18 protein-coding genes are annotated in these 19,888 nt (G+C 44.9%); 8 read left to right on the forward strand and 10 right to left on the reverse strand.

Going from position 1 to position 19,888, the window contains the following annotated elements; genetic code table 11:
• Positions 1-40 precede the first annotated feature (40 nt).
• From OM416_RS17115 to rpmH, 10 genes are all read right to left on the reverse strand, one after another.
• Positions 41-886, reverse strand: a complete 846-nt coding sequence (locus OM416_RS17115) for a ParB/RepB/Spo0J family partition protein (protein ID WP_264931419.1) — start codon at positions 884-886, stop codon at positions 41-43.
• Positions 879-1,640 (reverse strand): ParA family protein, encoded by a 762-nt coding sequence (locus tag OM416_RS17120; protein ID WP_024629525.1) that lies wholly within the window; start codon positions 1,638-1,640, stop codon positions 879-881. Before OM416_RS17120 ends, OM416_RS17115 begins: the two co-directional genes overlap by 8 nt.
• A 186-nt stretch (positions 1,641-1,826) precedes the next feature.
• A complete protein-coding gene (gene noc, locus OM416_RS17125) occupies positions 1,827-2,645 on the reverse strand; it encodes a nucleoid occlusion protein (protein WP_062836524.1) in 819 nt (272 codons plus the stop codon).
• Between the two features lie 516 nt (positions 2,646-3,161).
• Positions 3,162-3,884, reverse strand: a complete 723-nt coding sequence (gene rsmG, locus OM416_RS17130) for a 16S rRNA (guanine(527)-N(7))-methyltransferase RsmG (protein WP_264931428.1) — start codon at positions 3,882-3,884, stop codon at positions 3,162-3,164.
• Positions 3,884-5,773 carry a tRNA uridine-5-carboxymethylaminomethyl(34) synthesis enzyme MnmG gene (gene mnmG / locus OM416_RS17135; RefSeq protein ID WP_264931431.1) on the reverse strand — a complete coding sequence of 630 codons (1,890 nt, stop codon included), beginning with the start codon at positions 5,771-5,773 and terminating at the stop codon, positions 3,884-3,886. The genes rsmG and mnmG overlap by 1 nt, the downstream gene beginning before the upstream one ends.
• A 180-nt stretch (positions 5,774-5,953) precedes the next feature.
• Complete coding sequence (mnmE, locus tag OM416_RS17140; RefSeq protein WP_062836521.1) at positions 5,954-7,330, reverse strand: tRNA uridine-5-carboxymethylaminomethyl(34) synthesis GTPase MnmE; 1,377 nt, start codon at positions 7,328-7,330, stop codon at positions 5,954-5,956.
• A gap of 211 nt (positions 7,331-7,541) precedes the next feature.
• The gene (jag, locus tag OM416_RS17145) at positions 7,542-8,243 is read right to left on the reverse strand and encodes an RNA-binding cell elongation regulator Jag/EloR (protein WP_264931435.1); all 702 of its coding nucleotides are present in this window, start codon (positions 8,241-8,243) and stop codon (positions 7,542-7,544) included.
• The gene (locus tag OM416_RS17150) at positions 8,240-9,118 is read right to left on the reverse strand and encodes a YidC/Oxa1 family membrane protein insertase (RefSeq protein ID WP_264931437.1); all 879 of its coding nucleotides are present in this window, start codon (positions 9,116-9,118) and stop codon (positions 8,240-8,242) included. The genes jag and OM416_RS17150 overlap by 4 nt, the downstream gene beginning before the upstream one ends.
• 74 nt (positions 9,119-9,192) lie before the next feature.
• Positions 9,193-9,543, reverse strand: a complete 351-nt coding sequence (gene rnpA, locus OM416_RS17155) for a ribonuclease P protein component (RefSeq protein WP_036611981.1) — start codon at positions 9,541-9,543, stop codon at positions 9,193-9,195.
• A 404-nt stretch (positions 9,544-9,947) separates the two neighbouring features.
• Positions 9,948-10,082 carry a 50S ribosomal protein L34 gene (gene rpmH, locus OM416_RS17160; RefSeq protein ID WP_017691413.1) on the reverse strand — a complete coding sequence of 45 codons (135 nt, stop codon included), beginning with the start codon at positions 10,080-10,082 and terminating at the stop codon, positions 9,948-9,950.
• A gap of 578 nt (positions 10,083-10,660) precedes the next feature.
• On the opposite strand from rpmH, the gene OM416_RS17165 reads away from it, so the two are divergent.
• The 8 genes from OM416_RS17165 (at position 10,661) to remB (ending at position 19,764) form a co-directional block, all read left to right on the forward strand.
• Positions 10,661-11,335, forward strand: a complete 675-nt coding sequence (locus OM416_RS17165; protein WP_264931459.1) for a GntR family transcriptional regulator — start codon at positions 10,661-10,663, stop codon at positions 11,333-11,335.
• A gap of 211 nt (positions 11,336-11,546) precedes the next feature.
• Positions 11,547-12,908: a gluconate:H+ symporter gene (locus tag OM416_RS17170; protein WP_076332220.1), complete on the forward strand. Its 1,362-nt coding sequence runs from the start codon at positions 11,547-11,549 to the stop codon at positions 12,906-12,908.
• A 67-nt stretch (positions 12,909-12,975) separates the two neighbouring features.
• Positions 12,976-14,523 carry a gluconokinase gene (gene gntK / locus OM416_RS17175; RefSeq protein WP_264931462.1) on the forward strand — a complete coding sequence of 516 codons (1,548 nt, stop codon included), beginning with the start codon at positions 12,976-12,978 and terminating at the stop codon, positions 14,521-14,523.
• Between the two features lie 867 nt (positions 14,524-15,390).
• Entirely contained in the window at positions 15,391-16,737 is a 1,347-nt protein-coding gene (gene dnaA, locus OM416_RS17180) for a chromosomal replication initiator protein DnaA (protein ID WP_036611990.1), read from the forward strand.
• 220 nt (positions 16,738-16,957) lie between these two features.
• The gene (dnaN, locus tag OM416_RS17185; protein WP_264931466.1) at positions 16,958-18,100 is read left to right on the forward strand and encodes a DNA polymerase III subunit beta; all 1,143 of its coding nucleotides are present in this window, start codon (positions 16,958-16,960) and stop codon (positions 18,098-18,100) included.
• Between the two features lie 16 nt (positions 18,101-18,116).
• A complete protein-coding gene (gene yaaA, locus OM416_RS17190; protein WP_036611994.1) occupies positions 18,117-18,332 on the forward strand; it encodes a S4 domain-containing protein YaaA in 216 nt (71 codons plus the stop codon).
• A gap of 57 nt (positions 18,333-18,389) precedes the next feature.
• Positions 18,390-19,502 carry a DNA replication/repair protein RecF gene (gene recF / locus OM416_RS17195; RefSeq protein WP_076216624.1) on the forward strand — a complete coding sequence of 371 codons (1,113 nt, stop codon included), beginning with the start codon at positions 18,390-18,392 and terminating at the stop codon, positions 19,500-19,502.
• Between the two features lie 13 nt (positions 19,503-19,515).
• The gene (gene remB / locus OM416_RS17200) at positions 19,516-19,764 is read left to right on the forward strand and encodes an extracellular matrix regulator RemB (RefSeq protein WP_017691405.1); all 249 of its coding nucleotides are present in this window, start codon (positions 19,516-19,518) and stop codon (positions 19,762-19,764) included.
• The last annotated feature ends 124 nt before the right edge of the window (positions 19,765-19,888 follow it).

Here is a 19,888-nt window from a genome sequence, read left to right on the forward strand (position 1 = left end):
GTAAGCCCCGCATGTTGTTAATGAATCATGAATCCGACTATTATTGCAACAATTCCAATAGCCGTTCCAGATCCTGTTGGCTGTAGTAGTTGAGCTCAATTTTACCTTTATCTTTATTGTGCTTGATTTTCACTGTTGTTTTGAAACGTTCACGCAATGATTCTTCCAACGTATCAATGAATGGATCTTTCTTCTTCAACTTCGATTTGGCTTTGGCCTCACCTGTTTTGGAACGATCCAGTTGTTGAACAGCTTCCTCCAACTCACGTACACTCCATTGCTGATCAATGGTTTGTTTGGCAAGTTGCTTCACTATAACCTCGTCTTTAACACCCACGATGGCACGTGCATGTCCCATAGATAATGTTCCACGTGAAACATGATCTTTTACTTCTTCGGGTAATGATAACAGACGCAAGAAGTTAGCAATGTGAGAACGTGATTTGCCAACTTTTACAGACAACTCTTCTTGGGTCAACGCGAATTGGTCCATCAACCCCTGATAAGCAACTGCAACTTCCATGGCATTCAGATTCTCCCGTTGCAGATTCTCAATCAACGCAATCTCCATTACCTGCTGATCACTGAAGTTGCGAACTACAGCGGGTAAAGTGGCATTACCACAATATTGCGATGCTCTGAACCGACGTTCTCCGGCAATAATCTCATAACCTCGTAATACAGGACGAACAATAATGGGTTGTATGACACCATGCTGACGAATGGACTCAGCCAGTTCATGTATTGCGCCCTCATCAAACACCTTACGTGGTTGATAGGGGTTAGCCCGCAGTTGACTAATCGGGATTTCTACGACTTTATCATCGTCATTAATTGAAAGCGAAGGAATGAGGGCATCAAGACCTTTTCCAAGCCGCTTACTCATAAGAAATCACTTCCTTTGCGAGCTCTAAATAAACTTCCGCCCCTCTTGACCGAGGGTCATACGTGATAATCGATTGACCATGAGATGGTGCTTCGCTAAGTCGTACGTTGCGCGGAATAATCGTTTGATATACTTTTTGTTGAAAATACTTTTTCACTTCTTCAATAACCTGTATCCCCAGATTGGTCCGTGCATCAAACATCGTCAGCAATACCCCTTCAATCTGCAGGGATGTATTCAGATGTTTTTGTACCAGACGAACCGTATTAAGCAACTGGCTTAATCCTTCAAGTGCATAGTACTCACACTGAATCGGAATGATCACCGAATCGGAAGCGGTTAACGAATTGATCGTCAACATACCAAGGGAAGGTGGGCAATCGATCAGTATGTAATCATAGTTTTTTTTCACCATGGCGAGTGATTTTTTCAGGCGAACTTCCCGTGATATCGTGGAAACCAATTCAATCTCGGCTCCGGCAAGTTGAATCGTTGCAGGTATGATATGAAGGCCTTCAATCTGAGTCTCCACAATTGCTTCTTGAGGAGGAACCTCATTAATAATGACATCATATATGCAATTAGCCACATCTGCTTTATTGATTCCTACTCCGCTGGTTGTATTCCCCTGAGGGTCAATATCGACAAGCAATACTCTTTTCCCGAGTGAAGCCAGTCCTGCACCCAAGTTAACAGATGTCGTCGTTTTCCCCACACCGCCCTTTTGATTTGCTACGGCCATAATCTTAGACAATTACTTCACCTCAAATAAAATAGGAGTCTTTTCTTGTAGGTTGTGAGATATTGTTAACAAAAAGCAGGCGGCTATCGTCCACACAAACAACAACTACCGTTTCCTCAATATACCGTTCTTTGAAAATTTCAAGCCAGACTTGCTTTATAGACATAAAAAGCGGCTCATTGCCGCCATAAGCTTCAATTATTTGCGTTTGGGAATATGAATAACGATCTCGTAATGATCCTCATGGTCGGCTTCTTTTGTTTTGATGTCCAGACCAGAGCCAGTTACCATATCAATGGATTGGCGAATTGTATTAAGTGCAAGTCTTACGTCCTTGGTAAAGGAAACACGTTTGGATTTTTTAATCTTGGAAGATTCCTTGTAGAAAGCAACACGCGCCTCTGTCTGTTTCACATTCAATTCTTTTTCAATAATCTCACCGAGCAACTTCATCTGTAGTTCTTCCGTATCGAGAGAAAGTAAAGCTCTTGCATGCCGTTCAGAAATTTTACGTTCCATCAATGCGGCCTTAATGCCTTCCGGGAGTTGTAACAACCGAATTTTGTTGGCGATGGTTGACTGGCTTTTGCCGAGTCGTTGTGCAAGACTTTCCTGTGTCAGTTGATGTAAGTCAATCAGTTTCTGATAGGCCACGGCTTCTTCTATCGAAGTCAATCCTTCACGTTGCAAGTTCTCAATCAGTGCAATGGATGCGGCCTGAGAATCGTTGAATTCACGCACAATGGCTGGAATCGTATCCAGACCCAGTTTTCGAACTGCACGCCAGCGACGTTCCCCGGCAATAATCTCATATGATCCATTTCGCACGCGAACGACAATAGGCTGAATTACGCCATGTGTTTTAATCGTCTGCAACAACTCATCAATTTTATCATCATCAAAAATAGTACGGGGTTGATATGGGCTGCTCACAATTTCATTAACCGGAATCTGTTTGATCTCATCTCCGTTATTGCGCTCCGCCAAACCAAACAACTTCGAAAATTGTTCTTTCATTCCGCAGATTACCACCTAGTTTCGTAATAGCTCCCACAGTCTTTGCAGGTGCTTCTTATTCAATAAGCGACCCTTCACATGCATCGTTCTTGGAATAAGTTTTGCCTTTCATAACGCTTCCTGTCATGCAACATTGAACGCATATCCATCTATCTATACATATACTCTATGATCACTGTAACCCAGGATCGGATACTTCTATTCTATCATCTTTTCTATCATAATCCTATGCTTACCTATTCTTTAAACTCTGCTTATTTTCCTGCTTTTTCTTTGTGAATATTGGGAATATGACGACTTGTACACATATAATTCTTGAAAATGTTTATGAGTTACTACGCGTCGGAATCGATCATTACGCATAATTAAAGAGATATGTAATAGGAAGTATCTGTGATGTTAATCCAGTACTCCATTTCCAGAAAACAAAAAAAGAGAATGTTTCACGTGAAACATCCTCTTTATCTATATCTAAAATTATATTTTGTTTTGACTCACTTCAAAACCATCACACAGCTATATCAGCGGAGTCTTCATCGGAGTGCCTGGTTTGCGCGGATACTTATAAGGTGTCTTATCAAATTTTTGGATCAAGATGATGTGACGCTCTGATTCTTCAACTGGCAGCTGGAAAGGGTGAACGGCTTTTACCCGTCCTTTCAGCTGATTAAAGCTGAACTCCGCTTCCTTCATTTCCTCACGCGGGTCTCCGCCCTTCATCGCAGCAAAAATTCCACTTTTACGAACAAACGGAAGGCAAAATTCATTCAGCACAGCCAGCTTGGCTACGGCACGCGCCGTAACGAGATCGTAACTGTCACGATACCCTTCTTTGCGTCCAATCTCTTCAGCACGTCCATGGACCAATTCCACGTCTGTCAGGCCAAGGATATCTACCACATGTTGCAGAAACCCAATACGTTTATTCAGTGAATCAATGATCGTCAGCTTGATGTGCGGAAAACAGATTTTCAGGGGTAATCCCGGAAAACCTGCTCCCGAACCTATATCAGCAAGCTTATTCACTTTGTTCATGTCTGTATAAAAAGCCAGCGATACCGAATCATAGAAATGTTTTGTATACACTTGCTCACGATCCGTAATTCCGGTCAGATTCATCTTTTCATTCCAGGATACCAGTTCCTGATAATACAGTTCGAATTGCTCCAACTGGAGTTCGCCCAGCTCTAATCCATGTTTCTTTAAGCGCCGCTGCAGTTGCTGTTGAATATCGTCCATTATTGTCCCCTTGCTGCGGTTACACGGTTATAATGCTCCAGGTAGACCAGCAGAATGGAGATGTCGGCAGGAGTAACTCCAGCAATACGAGAAGCCTGACCAATCGAGATTGGACGAATCGTAGCGAGCTTCTGCTTGGCTTCCATAGCAAGACCATGAATCTCATCATATACGATAGTGTCCGGAATTTTCTTTTTCTCCATCTTTTGCAAACGTTCCACGTGGATCAATTGTTTCTCAATATAACCCGCATACTTTATTTGTATTTCGACTTGTTCTTTCATATCTGCTGTCAGTTCTACCTCAGATGGTGAGATCTGTTCAATCAGTTCATACCCCAGCTCTGGGCGACGAAGCAAGGTAAGCAACGTACTTCCATCCTGAATAGGTGTAGATCCGTACTCTTCCAGTTTCGCGTTCACTTCAACCGGGCGAGCCTTAGCCACTTTCAGACGCGCGACTTCCTGCTCGACTTTCGCCTTTTTATCCAGGAATTTCGCATAACGATCTTCAGGAATCAGTCCAATATCATGTCCGATTTCCGTCAAACGCATATCTGCATTATCATGGCGAAGCAACAGACGATACTCGGCACGTGAAGTCAACAGACGATAAGGCTCATTCGTACCCTTCGTTACCAGATCATCAATCAGCACGCCAATATAACCTTGGGAACGATCAAGGACAATCGGTTCTTTGTCTTGTACTTTGCGCGCTGCATTAATGCCGGCCATAACACCTTGTCCAGCCGCTTCTTCATAACCGGAAGTACCGTTAATCTGACCCGCTGTGAACAGACCTGGCAGACGTTTGGTTTCAAGGGATGGCCACAATTGTGTTGGCACCATCGCATCGTATTCAATCGCATAGCCGTTACGCATCATTTCTACTTTTTCCATACCTGGAATCGAGCGCAGAACCGCAAGCTGAACGTCTTCTGGCAGACTCGTAGATAGCCCCTGCACATAATACTCCGATGTATTTTTGCCTTCCGGCTCCAGGAAAATCTGATGTTTGGGTTTGTCGCTAAACCGGACAATTTTATCTTCAATGGATGGACAATAACGCGGTCCAGTCCCTTCAATTACACCGGAGAACATCGGTGCACGATGCAGATTATCATTAATAATCTGATGTGTTTCCACAGATGTATACGTCAACCAGCAAGGCAACTGCTCATTATCAGAAGATTCTGTTTCATAGGAAAAGAACTTCGGCTCATCATCACCAGGCTGAATTTCGGTTTTGCTAAAATCAATCGTATCCTTGTGTACACGTGGTGGTGTACCTGTTTTGAAACGAACCAGATCGAAGCCCAGTTCACGCAGATGCTCTGACAATTTAAGAGATGGTTGTTGATTGTTCGGTCCACTCTCATACATCAACTCACCCATAATTACTTTACCGCGCAAGTATGTGCCTGTCGTCAGAACGACTGCTTTGGCCCGATACTCTGTTCCGGTCTGAGTCACAACTCCTACACAATTTCCGTCTTCAACGATCAGTCGATCAACCATACCCTGACGCATGGTCAGATTACGTTCATTCTCCATCGTTTCCTTCATCTTATGCTGGTAGGAGAATTTATCCGCCTGGGCACGAAGTGCGTGAACAGCAGGCCCTTTACCCGTGTTAAGCATCCGCATCTGAATAAAGGTCTTATCGATATTCCGTCCCATTTCTCCACCAAGTGCATCAATTTCACGTACAACATGTCCTTTGGCCGGTCCCCCAATGGATGGGTTACAAGGCATAAAGGCCACCATATCCAGATTGATCGTAATCATCAGCGTTTTGGACCCCATACGGGCTGCGGCCAGCGCGGATTCCACACCAGCATGTCCTGCACCAACGACGATTACATCATAACTGCCGCCATCAAAAGCCATTCCTGTTTACCTCCTTATAATGAAAACGAAATACTGCTAACCGTTCATCGGAACTTGCATTCCTATCTATATGAAACCAACACGTAATGGCTACAACATCATTCCATCCTTTGACAACAGGCAGAAATTGTACCTTTCCATCATACACTACGATTCAAGTCAATTCGCAGTATATTTTTTTTACTTTCCTAGACAGAACTGGGAGAAAATTTGATCAATTAATGCATCATGTGCTGTATCTCCAACAATCTCGCCCAAATGCTCCCACGCCAAACGAACATCAATCTGAATCATATCGATTGGAATGAACTGCTCTGCCGCTTCATAGGCATCCACTAAGGACTGCTTCGCTTTTTTGAGCAACGCAATATGACGCACATTACTGACATAGGTCAGATCTGCGGACTCCAGTTTACCACTGAAGAATAGCGTAGAGATGGCATCTTCCAGTCGATCCACACCCAGATCATCTTTCACCGACATCGGTACAAGCCGTTCTTCCGGAATGTAACGAAGCAGCACGTCACGTTCTACCTGTGGCGTTAAGTCCATTTTATTCATAATGATTATCGATTGTCTACCGCGGATTTGTTCCAATAATTCAATCTCATCGGGATGAAGAGGCTCCGCAGCATTCACGACCATCAAGATCAGATCGGCTTCACTTACCGCAGAACGAGAGCGTTCTACCCCGATCTTCTCTACAACGTCCATCGTTTCCCGAATTCCTGCCGTATCCAGTAACTTCAGCGGAATATTATTAATGGTAATGAACTCCTCGATCACATCACGAGTTGTTCCTGGAATATCCGTGACGATAGCTCGATTGTCTTGCGCAAGTGTATTCATCAATGAGGATTTACCTACGTTAGGTCGTCCAACAATAGCCGTCGTGATACCTTCTCGCAGGATTTTTCCTTGCTCTGCTGTAGTCAGCAATTTATCGATCTCAGTCATAACCTGACTGGACTTTTCTTTAATAAAATCAGACGTTAACGACTCCACATCATGCTCGGGGTAATCGATATTTACTTCAATGTGAGCCAGTGTTTCCACCAATGTATATCGTAAATCACGCAGTTTAGAGGATAGTTTGCCTTCAACTTGTTTCAGTGCAACCGAGAAAGCCCGGTCCGATTTGGAACGAATAAGATCCATGACACCTTCCGCCTGAGACAGATCAATCCGCCCATTGAGGAAAGCACGCTTCGTGAACTCACCGGGTTCAGCCAGACGAATATCGAGCTGTAACAGCAAGTCCATGACCCGTTTTACGGACACCACACCGCCATGCGCACTGATCTCCACGACATCTTCTGTTGTGAATGACCGAGGTGCACGCATTACCGTAACTAGCACTTCCTCGATCTTCTCGCCGCTCGCCGGATCTATGATATGACCATAATGAACCGTATGAGATGCTGCTTGAGTTAAAGGCGTTTTGCTGCGAAAAATCTTTTCCGTCTCCGACACTGCTTCCGGGCCGCTGACCCGGATCACGGCGATACCCGCCTCTCCGACAGCCGTTGATATCGCTGTGATCGTATCACTGATCATGGTTATCTCTCCTTGCTCTATTTTAAAATTGCCGCCCCTCAGGGGGCGCCATATCCATTTTCAAATCTATTAATGATATATCATATGACATACTGCTTATCGTATTAAGTTCACTATTTACCTGTACTACGCATCTTATCAAATTGCTTCTGTACGAAAAAAGCAATGGCTTCTGCACCGGGCAGGAAGCCATTGCGTCTTCAATTTCGTGTTATTTCGTGGTAATGACCACACGCCGATTAGGCTCTTCGCCCTTACTTAACGTCTTAATCTGCGGGTGATTTTGCAGCTTTGCATGAATGACTTTTCGTTCGAGCGGAGGCATTGGCTCCAGTACAACTTCCTTGCCGGTACGGATTGCTTGTCCAGCCAACCGTTCAGCCAGATCCTCCAACGTCTTCCGCCGACGTTGACGGAAATTCTCCGCGTCGAGCACAATTCGAACGAAGCTTTCCGAGTATCGGTTCGCTACAATGTTCGTTAGATACTGAAGCGCATCCAGCGTCTGTCCACGTCTGCCAATAATCATGCCCAGGTCTTCACCGGCAATATTGAAGATATGTCCGTCACGCTGTTTTTTGATATGCACTTCAACATCCAGTCCCATACCTGTTGCGACCTCTTTCAAGAAAGCAGCCGCTTCTTCATAGGGATTTTTAGCTGCGACACCCTCAAGTAATGAATCTACTTCAGGTACGTGTGCGGCTGGCTTGATCGGCTGTTGAACAACTTCGGGTACAGGCAATAGTTTTACTTCAACTTTGGCCGCCTTCACCCCGATCAAACCCAGGAATCCTTTTGACGGCTGCTCTAACACTTGTATCTCGACCTTGTCCCGACTTACGCCAAGCTCGGTCAATCCTTGGTTTACAGCATCTTCAACGGTTTTTCCTGACGTAATGACTTTGGTCATTTCGATTTTTTGGCCCCTTTCGACCCTTTTCCAGAGACGGTCGCTTTGCCACCGTTTTTGCGTTTAGCTCCGTTTTTGGAAGAGCTATTCTGCTTCACGTTGACCTCAGCCACGATTTTATCATTATTCCGGTAAAGGAAATAGTTTTGCACGATCGTGTAGATGTTACTGTAGAACCAGTACAGCGGAAGTGCTGACGGGAACTGATAAGACATTACGAAGATCAAAATTGGGTATACCCATAGCATAAACTGCATCGGACCCACTTGCTGTGCAGGGTTCATACGCATCATCATCCATGTTTGAATGAATGTTGTGATGGCAGCTAGCACTGGCAAAATAAACAGGTGATCCGGTTCCCCGAGCTGGAGCCACAAGAAATCATGTGTTCTCAGACTGGAGTTTCCGTAAATTGAGTTATAAAGTGCGATGTAAATCGGCATCTGAATCAGAAGTGGCAGACAACCCGCCATCGGATTAACTTTGTTCTCCTGAAACAACTTCATTGTTTCTTGCTGAACTTTCTCAGGTGTATCTTTAAACTTGGCTTGAATCTCCTTCAACTGCGGCTGAATCGCCTGCATAGCTTTGGAGCTACGGACTTGTTTCATTGTTAATGGTAAAATCAATGTCCGTACAATAAGCACCATCACGAGGACGGCCAGTCCATATTCACCGTTGAACCAGTTGGCGAATGTATCGAGCGCCAGTGAGAACCAGTAAATAACATTAGCTTGCCAAAAAGAATCACTATTCTTCAGATCTTCCGTAGTAACCCCGGCTCCCTGTGGAGTACATCCGGCGAGTACAGTGACCATTGCAATGACTGCAATGAGGAGAATCCACTTCCCCTTTGATGTCTTCAATCGCGACACTTCATAACCCCTCTCTTAACCATTCCATTCCACCGTAAATCATACCATAATTAGGAGGACAAATAAACCGAAGCTTACCGCTTACTCGACTTCAGAAGAGAGCCCTTGCGCATCGCATGGAGCAGGCTTTTTTCCATCTCCTTATAGGGCATGTCCAGTGCACCTTTTCTGACGATGAAAATCAGATCCATCTGCGTGACAATCTCATGTTCATGATGACGAACAATTTCCTTAATCATGCGTCTCATCCGGTTGCGTACGACAGCGTTTCCGATTTTCTTGCTGCATGATACGCCGACCCGGAATTGTTCCGTATCTTTACGGCGGCAGCCATACACCACGAATTGATGATTGGCAAACGATTTTCCATACCGGTATACGCGGCTAAAGTCCGCCCGGTTTCGTAGACGCAGTCTTTTATACACGGCACTTCTCCTTGCTGTTCTCCACCATTGTTATTGACGGAGGCCTCATTACTGATTTAGTATAGGCTTTCTTGAATAACGGTAAACCGTCTGGGCGACAACTTCATTTGGGATGATTGTTGATCGGTAATTAAAACCGAGCATACATTCATCCCGGATGATTGTTGATCAGCCACTTGAACTGAACAGTATTCATCCCGTGATGATCGCAGAACGGATATAATAACCAAACCAACATACATCCTTATATAAGGTAAGTTTTCGAAAATAGAAAACTCACTCAACATACATAGATATGTTTTCCGAACTTTTCCGCAGACCATTCAGACCTGATCTGTACCAGCATCCAGTCTGAAATGATCCAAATTAAGAAAAAAAAGACCACCTCGGTGGTCTTCAATGCATTAAGCACTCAGGTTTTTACGGCCTTTAAGGCGACGTGCGGCCAAAATTTTACGGCCGTTGCTCGTGCTCATTCTTTTCCGGAAACCATGAACTTTTTTACGTTTGCTAACGTTCGGTTTGAATGTAGGTCTCAATGTATTGCACCTCCTCACAAGGAAATACTTATGTGATGAATCACTTTCATCTTCACAGAAAACACCTTTATATATTTAACCATGATCACCTGGAAAAGTCAACTGCAAGCCTCAAGGCTTCTCCCTCTTTTATGTACGCTCTCCATTCCGTCAAAAATGATGACCAGAGTCCGCTCACTTGATTACCATTGACAAGCCCCAAAGAGAGTCACAAAAGTTATCCCCAGACCCTTATCAGATCACGATAATACCGCATTTATAGTTATCCACACCCTCCAATACCCGCTATCTCCTTCAATACTTCCTGTTTGAAGTTATTCACATGTGGATAATGATTATAGGCTTCCAATATGGTTGAATTCTGATCAAGTTGTATCCGCTTCAATTGAGGTTTACAAGCTTTTGAGAAAGGTGTAGGATAAAAAACACATCTTGTATACAAGTAGTCCTTTGAAAAAAACATCAGCCGTTATCTTGCATACTACAGACTATGGATTGAGCTGAAATGTCCAGTCCGCAAAATAGTTATGCTATGATCAGTAATGAACTGATTACTTATTAATAGGAGCGTTAGCCATATGCTATTTCCTTCTTCCTGGCTTCAAGGGGCTTCCCGTGGTGAAGCTATTGCCTGCGAATTAAGGCTGCGGATCATCAGTGGTACCCTTCGTCCTGGAGAGATTTTGTCGGAAAATCGAATTGCGGCTGATTTTGACAGCAGTCGTTCACCTGTCCGTGAAGCATTAAGAACATTGTCTAATGAAGGTCTAATTCGGCTTGAACGTATGGGTGTCGTTGTCCTGGGACTACGGATCAAGGATGTCGAAGAATTGTATGATGTCCGTTTCCTAATTGAAAGTTTTGTGCAGCAGCGACTCGCCGGAGATGTTCCAGAGTCATTAATTACCCAGTTGCGTAACGTAATCGACAAAATGCAACTCGCTGGACGACATCAAGATGCTGTCGAATTCGCTTATCAGGATCTCGTTTTCCACGAAACCATCATTGAAGCAGCCCATCATTCGCGTATTTCACATCTATGGAAGAGTATTCGATATGTTGTGATGACCGTTATGCTACTCACGACGCGCAGAGTATTTGTTCAGGGCGAGCAGAAAGTAAGCGCTGTAATTGAGAAACACCGTTTGCTCGTTGAAGCATTAGAATCCGGTGACAAATTGCTCATTCAGGCTGGAGTCCGCACGTATTTCCAAGATTCCGGCAAAACCTTGCACGAAAGCTTTGATTCTTAAGAGGAGCAAAGCTTTTGCAATCATATCCGCTGTGAATGATTGCATCTTAACTTGTCGACAAGTATACAAAATGAGATTTTGTTTCAATTTTGGGCATGATAAAGCTACATTTTCGCGAATAGCCCTTCAGCAGTACTGGCACGAATCTACGTGTTAACGATGATTCCAGTTGTAAGCGTTCTATATCAGAAATAAAGGAGCACATCACATCATGAGCACTCTTTTTGGACTATCCCATAATGCAACATTATTGGTCTGGACGTTAATTGCGATCGTTTTTCTGATCGTTTTGATCTCCAAATATAAATGGAATCCCTTTATCACCCTTTTGTTATCCGCATTAATGCTCGGTTTGCTTACAGGCATGAAACCTGCCGATGTGATCTCTTCCATTACCGGGGGACTCGGTGGCACACTCGGAACCATTGCAATTGTTATTGCTCTTGGTACGATGCTCGGTAAGATGATGGCTGAATCCGGCGGTGCCGAGCGCATTGCAACTACACTGGTCGATCGGTTCGGTGTGAAACGTGTGCATTGGGCCATGATGATCGTTGGATTTATCGTCGGTATTCCTGTTTTCTTCGAAGTCGGCGTTATTTTGATGATCCCCATCATTTTCACCGTTGCACGCAAAACCAACATGTCATTATTACAGATTGGTATCCCCATTTTGGCGGGTCTGTCGACTGTACATGGTTTGGTTCCACCACATCCTGCGCCAATGATTGCAATTGAAGCCTTCAGCGCGGATCTGGGTAAAACCATTTTGTACTCTCTTATTGTTGGTATTCCTACAGCAATTATTGCAGGTCCTTTGTTTGGTAAATTTATTGGCAAAAGAATACACACCGAACCACCAGCTGAACTGGCTGAACAATTCGCAACCAAAACAAACAGCAACATGCCCGGGTTTGGTATTACCCTGTTTACCATATTGCTGCCGGTCATTCTGATGCTGATTGGCTCCATAGCAAGCATCATTGACCCAAATGCCACGAGCGGCTTCACCGTTTTCAGTGAATTTATCGGCCATGAGATCATTGCTCTGCTGATCTCTGTCGTATTTGCCCTCTTTTCACTCGGCTTTGCACGTGGATTCACCAAACACGATATTTCTCGCTTCACCAGTGAATGTCTGGCGCCTACGGCGACCATCATTCTCATTATTGGTGGAGGCGGCGCCTTCAAACAGGTACTGATCAATAGTGGTGTAGGTAACGCCATTGCTGAAGTTGCTACCCATGCCAACATTAACGTGATCCTGTTTGCCTGGCTTGTAGCGGCGCTCATTCGTGTAGCTACCGGTTCAGCCACCGTAGCCATGACAACCGCTGCCGGTATCGTCGCTCCAGTTCTTGCTCTCACACCAGGTGCCAATATCGAGCTGGTTGTACTCGCCACAGGCGCGGGGTCACTCATCTTGTCCCATGTGAACGACGCAGGATTCTGGATGATCAAAGAATTCTTTAATATGAGTGTCGCCCAAACATTGAAAACGTGGACCGTTATGGAAACACTACTATCCGTGGTCGGACTGATCTTTATTTTGCTGCTAAGTACAGTCGTATAAATGGAGTCTATATAGTAGAAAGACAATTAAAATCTTATCGCTTTCTGGAGAAAGAAGGATTATATACATGAACAATTACATGATTGGGATCGATATCGGTACCACCAGTACCAAATCCGTGTTATTTACCGAGCAGGGCTCGGTCGTCAGTACCTCAACGCAGGAATATCCTCTGTATACCCCGGCACCCGATGTTGCCGAGCAGGACCCCGAGGAGATTGTACAGGCGGCCCTCCGCTCTGTACGAGGAGTCATGGATCAGAGTGGTGTTGCTGCCGAGCAGATCCTGTTCGTATCCTGCAGCTCGGCCATGCACAGTGTCATTGCCATGGATCAGGATGACAAACCCTTAACCCGTTGCATCACCTGGGCAGATAATCGAAGTGCAGCATGGTCTGCCCAGCTGCAAGAGAATGAATTGGGCAATCGCATCTATCTGCGCACGGGTACACCGATCCATCCCATGTCACCGCTGACCAAATTAATGTGGCTGCGCCACGATGAACCTGAACTTTTTAAACGCACAGCCAAATTTATTTCTATTAAAGAGTATCTGTTCTTCCGTCTATTCGGACAATATGTCGTCGACCATTCCATCGCTTCTTGCACAGGCTTGCTCAATCTGGAACAACTGAACTGGGACGCAGAAGCCCTTGAAATTGCAGGCATTACACCGGACCATCTGTCGAAGCTTGTACCCACAACACATATATTAGAAGGAATGAATCACGAATCGGCTGAAAAAATGGCTCTCTCCCCCTCCACGCCCTTCGTTATTGGCGCAAGTGACGGGGTCTTGTCCAATCTCGGCGTAAACGCCATTGAACCTGGTGTTGTTGCAGCAACCATCGGAACCAGCGGGGCCATTCGCACTGTCGTGGACCGTCCGGTTACCGACCCCAAAGGTCGGACCTTCTGTTACGCCCTCACAGAGAATCTTTGGGTCATTGGCGGACCTGTGAATAACGGTGGCATGTTATTTCGCTGGGTGCGGGATGAATTCGCAGCGTCTGAAGTGGAGACAGCGAAACGACTCGGCATCAATTCCTATGATGTGCTGACCAAGATTGCCGAACGTGTCCGGCCGGGATCTGAAGGACTTCTGTTTCATCCGTACCTTTCGGGCGAACGTGCCCCTTTGTGGAATCCGGATGCCCGTGGCTCCTTTTTCGGCTTAACACTCCATCATCAGAAAGAGCATATGATCCGCGCTGTTCTGGAAGGGGTCATTTTCAACCTATATACGGTACTGCTCGCCATGGAAGAACAGATTGGGCAACCTACCTCCATTCAAGCCACCGGTGGGTTTGCACGCTCTCCTCTCTGGCGCCAAATGATGTCCGATATCTTCAATCAGGAAGTCGTTGTGCCCGAAAGCTTCGAAAGTTCCTGTCTGGGAGCCGTCGTGCTTGGGTTGTACGCTACCGGAAGAATTGACTCGCTTCATGCCGTTTCTTCCATGGTGGGTACAACACATCGTCATACACCTGTCAAAGAGAATGCTGCACTCTATCAGGATCTGCTGCCCATCTTTATTCGGATCTCTCGCAAACTGGAAGAGGAATACGCAGATATTGCTGAATTTCAACGCAAGATGTCCATTGACCGTCCTTAAATATCAATCCCTATGTAGTCTCCACACAAAAAAAAGAGGGTGTCCCCTGAAACCAAAAATCGGTTTCAGGGGACACCCTCTTTTGATATAAATTCATAAAATGTCGTTTGGATTCATATCATATCTTCATACACTTCTACCTCATTATTTGAGTTTCGGCCTACCTCTACATTCCGGATAAATCAAATTCCACTTGTCTAAAAATGAATTTCTTTTTGTTGATTATCCATCCATATCGATGTTCACAGATCGCCATCTCCTCAGAAACCAGATCACATTTCCTGTTTAACGGTACGCCAATCTGGATCTATTCCGCCTTCCAGCCTTACGCTGAATTCATGGATTTTATCATTTCCCCTTCCACTTTAAATCATGAGGGTCAGAGACAACTCTTTTCCCAATCTCAATTATGCTCCATTTTTACTTTTCGGTTATCCACAGACAGGTTATTCACAAACGCAGAATACTTTTACACACAATTTGGCATCATTTGACGGATAACCTGTGTATAAAACATTTTTGGTTTTTAGGTCATCCTGTCGAAAATTAAACAGTTTATAAACAATATATTGTGTTGTGACTAAAAATTATACACAAGTTATTGAATTTGTGGATAAAATCACGCGATACGTTGAAATGCGGGGTTTCTTTTGCTATGATTGTATTACTTTTGGATGTGAATATGTGATCTGACCCATAATATTATCAACAGCCTGTGGATAAAGTTGTGAACAATTTTCCGTTGTTCATACTTTTTTTGTTTTCGACCTGCGGGGGTTTGGGGATAAATTCAACAATATATCTCGTATTTCGACACTGCATCATGGCTTAAGCCACACTTGGAACATGTAAAAGGAGTGACAGTCTGTGGACAGCCATACTTCTGATTTATGGCAGCAAATTTTATCAATCATACAAAACAAACTCAGCAAACCCAGCTTTGACACCTGGTTCAAAGCAACCAAAGCCACAAAGCTGAATGACCGTTCAATCGTCATTTCTGCACCAACCACATTTGCCGTCGAATGGCTGGAGAGCCGTTACACTAAATTGGTTGGCTCGACGGTATACGAGCTACTTGGCAAACAAGTCGATGTGAAATTTGTCATCGAAGAGAACAAGCCTGCTGAACCGGACCCGCAACTGCCGGCGCCAACGCCTACAGTCGTACAGGAAGAAGCGGTACTCAGCATGCTCAATCCGAAATATACGTTCGATACATTTGTCATCGGGCCGGGCAACCGTTTTGCCCACGCCGCATCGCTGGCGGTCGCTGAAGCGCCCGCCAAAGCTTACAATCCTCTCTTTCTGTATGGAGGAGTAGGTCTCGGTAAAACTCACTTGATGCATGCGATCGGACATTACGTTCTGGAGCATGATCCGGGCAGCAAAGTCGTTTATTTGTCGTCTGAGAAATTCACGAACGAATTCATTAACTCGATCCGTGACAACCGCGGGGAGAGCTTCCGTAACAAATACCGGAGCGTCGACATTCTGCTCATTGATGATATTCAGTTTTTGGCGGGAAAAGAATCGACACAAGAGGAATTTTTCCATACGTTTAATGCGCTGCATGAGGAACGGAAGCAGATCATCATCTCCAGCGACAGACCACCGAAGGAAATTCCGACATTGGAAGAACGACTTCGTTCTCGCTTTGAATGGGGGTTAATTACGGATATCCAGCCTCCAGATTTGGAGACACGGATCGCTATTCTGCGGAAAAAGGCACGTGCGGAAAACTTGGATATTCCGAATGAAGCGATGATGTACATTGCCAACCAGATTGACACCAACATTCGTGAACTGGAAGGCGCCCTGATTCGGGTCGTTGCTTATTCTTCGCTGACTAATCAAGATGTAACCACTCATCTGGCAGCTGAAGCACTGAAGGATATTATTCCTTCCAGTCGTCCCAAAATGATCACTATTCATGACATCCAACAAAAGGTCGGCGAGTACTATAGCCTTAAGCTTGAAGATTTCAAAGCACGGAAACGGACCAAGGCAGTTGCTTTCCCAAGACAGATTGCCATGTATCTCTCTCGTGAACTGACAGACTTTTCTCTGCCCAAAATCGGGGAAGCATTCGGAGGACGAGATCACACCACTGTCATTCACGCTCACGAAAAGATCTCCCAAGCGATTAAAAACGATCAGGATCTCTATAAAGTTATCAACAACTTAACCGAAAAAATTAAGAATCCAACCTGAACAAGTCCCAAGCCTATGCACAACGTATACACATGTGGATAGGCTTGGGTGTACGGGTTTATACCCACTTATCCACATATTCAGTGCCCCTATTACTATTATTACTAAAAAGATCTTAAAGATATCATCTCCAAAATAGCCATTTCGGAGCTTAGCCTTCGGCCTTTGAAAAACACCTTTCAACACCCCAACACCCAAAAAATCAGCTAGGAGTGAAACCATGAAAATCAGCATAATGAAAAACTACTTAAACGATTCCATACAGCAAGTATCCAAAGCGATCTCGAGCCGTACAACAATTCCGATTCTGAGCGGTATCAAATTCGACGTGAATCATCAAGGTGTAACGTTGACAGCAAGCGACACCGATATATCCATCCAATCCTTCATCCCGCTTGAAGATGGAGATAAAAGTGTAGTTCAGGTAGAACAACCGGGCAGTGTAGTTTTGCCAGCCAAGTTTTTCGTGGAGATCATCAAGAAGCTGCCATCCCAAGAAGTGCACATGGAAGTCAAAGAGAACTTCAACACCTTTATCTCTGCAGGTGCGACCGAGATTCAACTCGTAGGTCTTGATCCGGAAGAATTTCCGGTACTGCCAAGCATCGAAGAAAACCAAACAGTCTCCATTCCAGGAGATTTGCTGAAAAATATGATCAAACAAACCGTCTTCTCCATTTCCACACATGAGACAACACCAATCCTTACAGGCGTACTCTGGAGTTTGGGTGATAACGATTTGAAATTTGTGGCAACAGACCGCCACCGTCTTGCTACTCGATCAGCAATGCTGGATAATGCAGAAGGTATCCGCTTTAACAACGTAGTCATTTCCGGTAAAACGCTGAACGAGCTCAGCAAAATCGTTCCGGATCAAAATACCCTTGTGGATATCGTTGTTGCAGATAACCAGGTCCTGTTCAAAATTGACCGTGTATTGTTCTACTCTCGTATTCTGGACGGAACATATCCGGATACTTCTAGAATTATTCCAACGTCATACAAAACAGAACTTGTTTTAGATACAAAAAAATTAAGTGAATCCATCGACCGGGCTTATTTGCTGTCGCGTGAAGAGAAAACAAACATTGTTCGTATGCAAACCATGGATTCGGGATCAGTCGAAATCTCTTCAAGCTCTTCCGAGTTAGGTAAAGTAAGAGAAGAAATCGAACCTGCCGAGTTTACCGGAGAACCGTTAAAAATCTCGTTCAACTCCAAATACATGCTGGATGTGCTGAAAGTCGTTGAAAGTGAGCAGCTGATGATCGCTTTTACAGGCGTCATGAGTCCAATCATCTTGAAACCGCTGGATGACAGTCACAGCCTTTACGTCATATTGCCATACCGGACGACCAACTAACGAAAGGAAGATTACAGTGAACCAAGTTACGATTCGAACGGAATATATTAAGCTTGATCAATTTTTGAAACTGGCTGATTGCATCCCAACCGGAGGTATGGCCAAAGCTTTGCTTCAGGAAGGACTTGTACGTGTGAATAAAGAGCCTGAGGAACGTCGGGGACGTAAGTTATACCCTGGGGATATCGTTGAAGTGGACGGAGAAGGCACATTCGAAGTTGCCGCAGAATAAGAAGACCAGTTCGATCCTGCTGCCTCCTGACGGACGGGATAAAAGGGAGGTTACCGCGTGTTTGTGAACAGCATTGATCTGCAGAATTTCCGCAATTATGAACATCTGAGACTGGACTCTTTTGGTCCTGTAAACTTGTTGATCGGGCAAAATGCCCAAGGCAAGACCAATCTTGCAGAGGCTATTTTTGTACTTGCACTCACCAAGAGCCACCGTACATCCCGTGACAAGGAGTTAATCCGTTTTGGTGAGGAACGTGCCAGACTTGCAGCAGAAGTCGACAAAAAGTACGGATCGGTCAAGCTTGAACTGTCTTTGTCACAACAAGGCAAAAAAGCAAAGATTAACGGCCTGGAGCAGCGCAAGTTAAGTGATTTTGTCGGAGCACTTAATGTCGTGATGTTTGCACCAGAAGATCTGGAGATCGTAAAAGGCACACCGGGGGTCCGCCGCCGGTTTCTTGACATGGAGATCGGACAGGTTGCACCAGGTTACCTGTATCATCTGCAGCAATATCAAAAAGTGCTGGTCCAACGAAACAATTTGCTCAAGCAGCTATGGGGACAAGGGGCATCGGCCCAGACCATGCTTGAGGTGTGGAACGAACAACTGGTTGAGCATGGTGTTAAAATCGTCAAAAAAAGGAAACAATTCATAAAGAAACTGCAAAAGTGGGCAGAAACGATTCATCAAGGGATCACCGGAGGCGGAGAAGTCTTGCGCCTGGCCTACCTTCCTTCCTTCAGCGAAGCCGCTGAAGAAGATGAAGCTGTCTTAATGGACCAATTTATGATAAAATTATCACAAATGAAAGAGCAGGAGATTCGCCGAGGCACAACCCTTAGTGGGCCGCATCGGGATGACCTGTCCTTTTTCATTAACGATCGGGAAGTACAAACATATGGCTCGCAGGGGCAGCAGCGCACAACGGCGTTGTCCCTTAAACTTGCGGAAATTGAACTGATTCACGAAGAAATCGGAGAATATCCGGTCCTACTGCTCGATGACGTCCTGTCCGAACTGGATCCTTTTCGCCAGACACAGCTGATCGAAACGTTCCAGAGCAAGGTGCAAACCTTTATTACGGCTACGGGGATCGAGAGCCTGAACGTTGACAAGCTCAAAGATGCCAGTATTTATCACGTTCATGCCGGACAGGTTGAACGCTAAGGAGTGAGGGCTTATGTACATTCATCTGGGCGGTGAGAAGATCATCCGTTCTTCCGAATTGGTCGCTATTTTTGATATATCGATTGAAAAATCCTCAAAGATCTCCAAGCAGTATGTCACACATGCCGAGCAAGAAAAAACAGTGGAACATATCGGCGAAGAGGAAGCCAAGTCCATTGTGGTGACCAAAAACATTGTGTATTACTCGCCTATTTCCTCAGCCACGCTGAAGAAGCGGGCTCACATTTTTCCCGATCTCTAGCGTTGGTGTGACATAAAAGGTGTGTCTTTTGCTGCTTGTCTTTATGTGCACAGCTGGCTGAAATGAAGGACGTTACCTATTTCAGCAAACATTCTTAGTTAACGCATATTTACGATATTGAATC

The sequence above is a fragment of the Paenibacillus sp. LS1 genome (assembly GCF_026013365.1).
Classification (GTDB): Bacteria; Bacillota; Bacilli; order Paenibacillales; family Paenibacillaceae; genus Paenibacillus.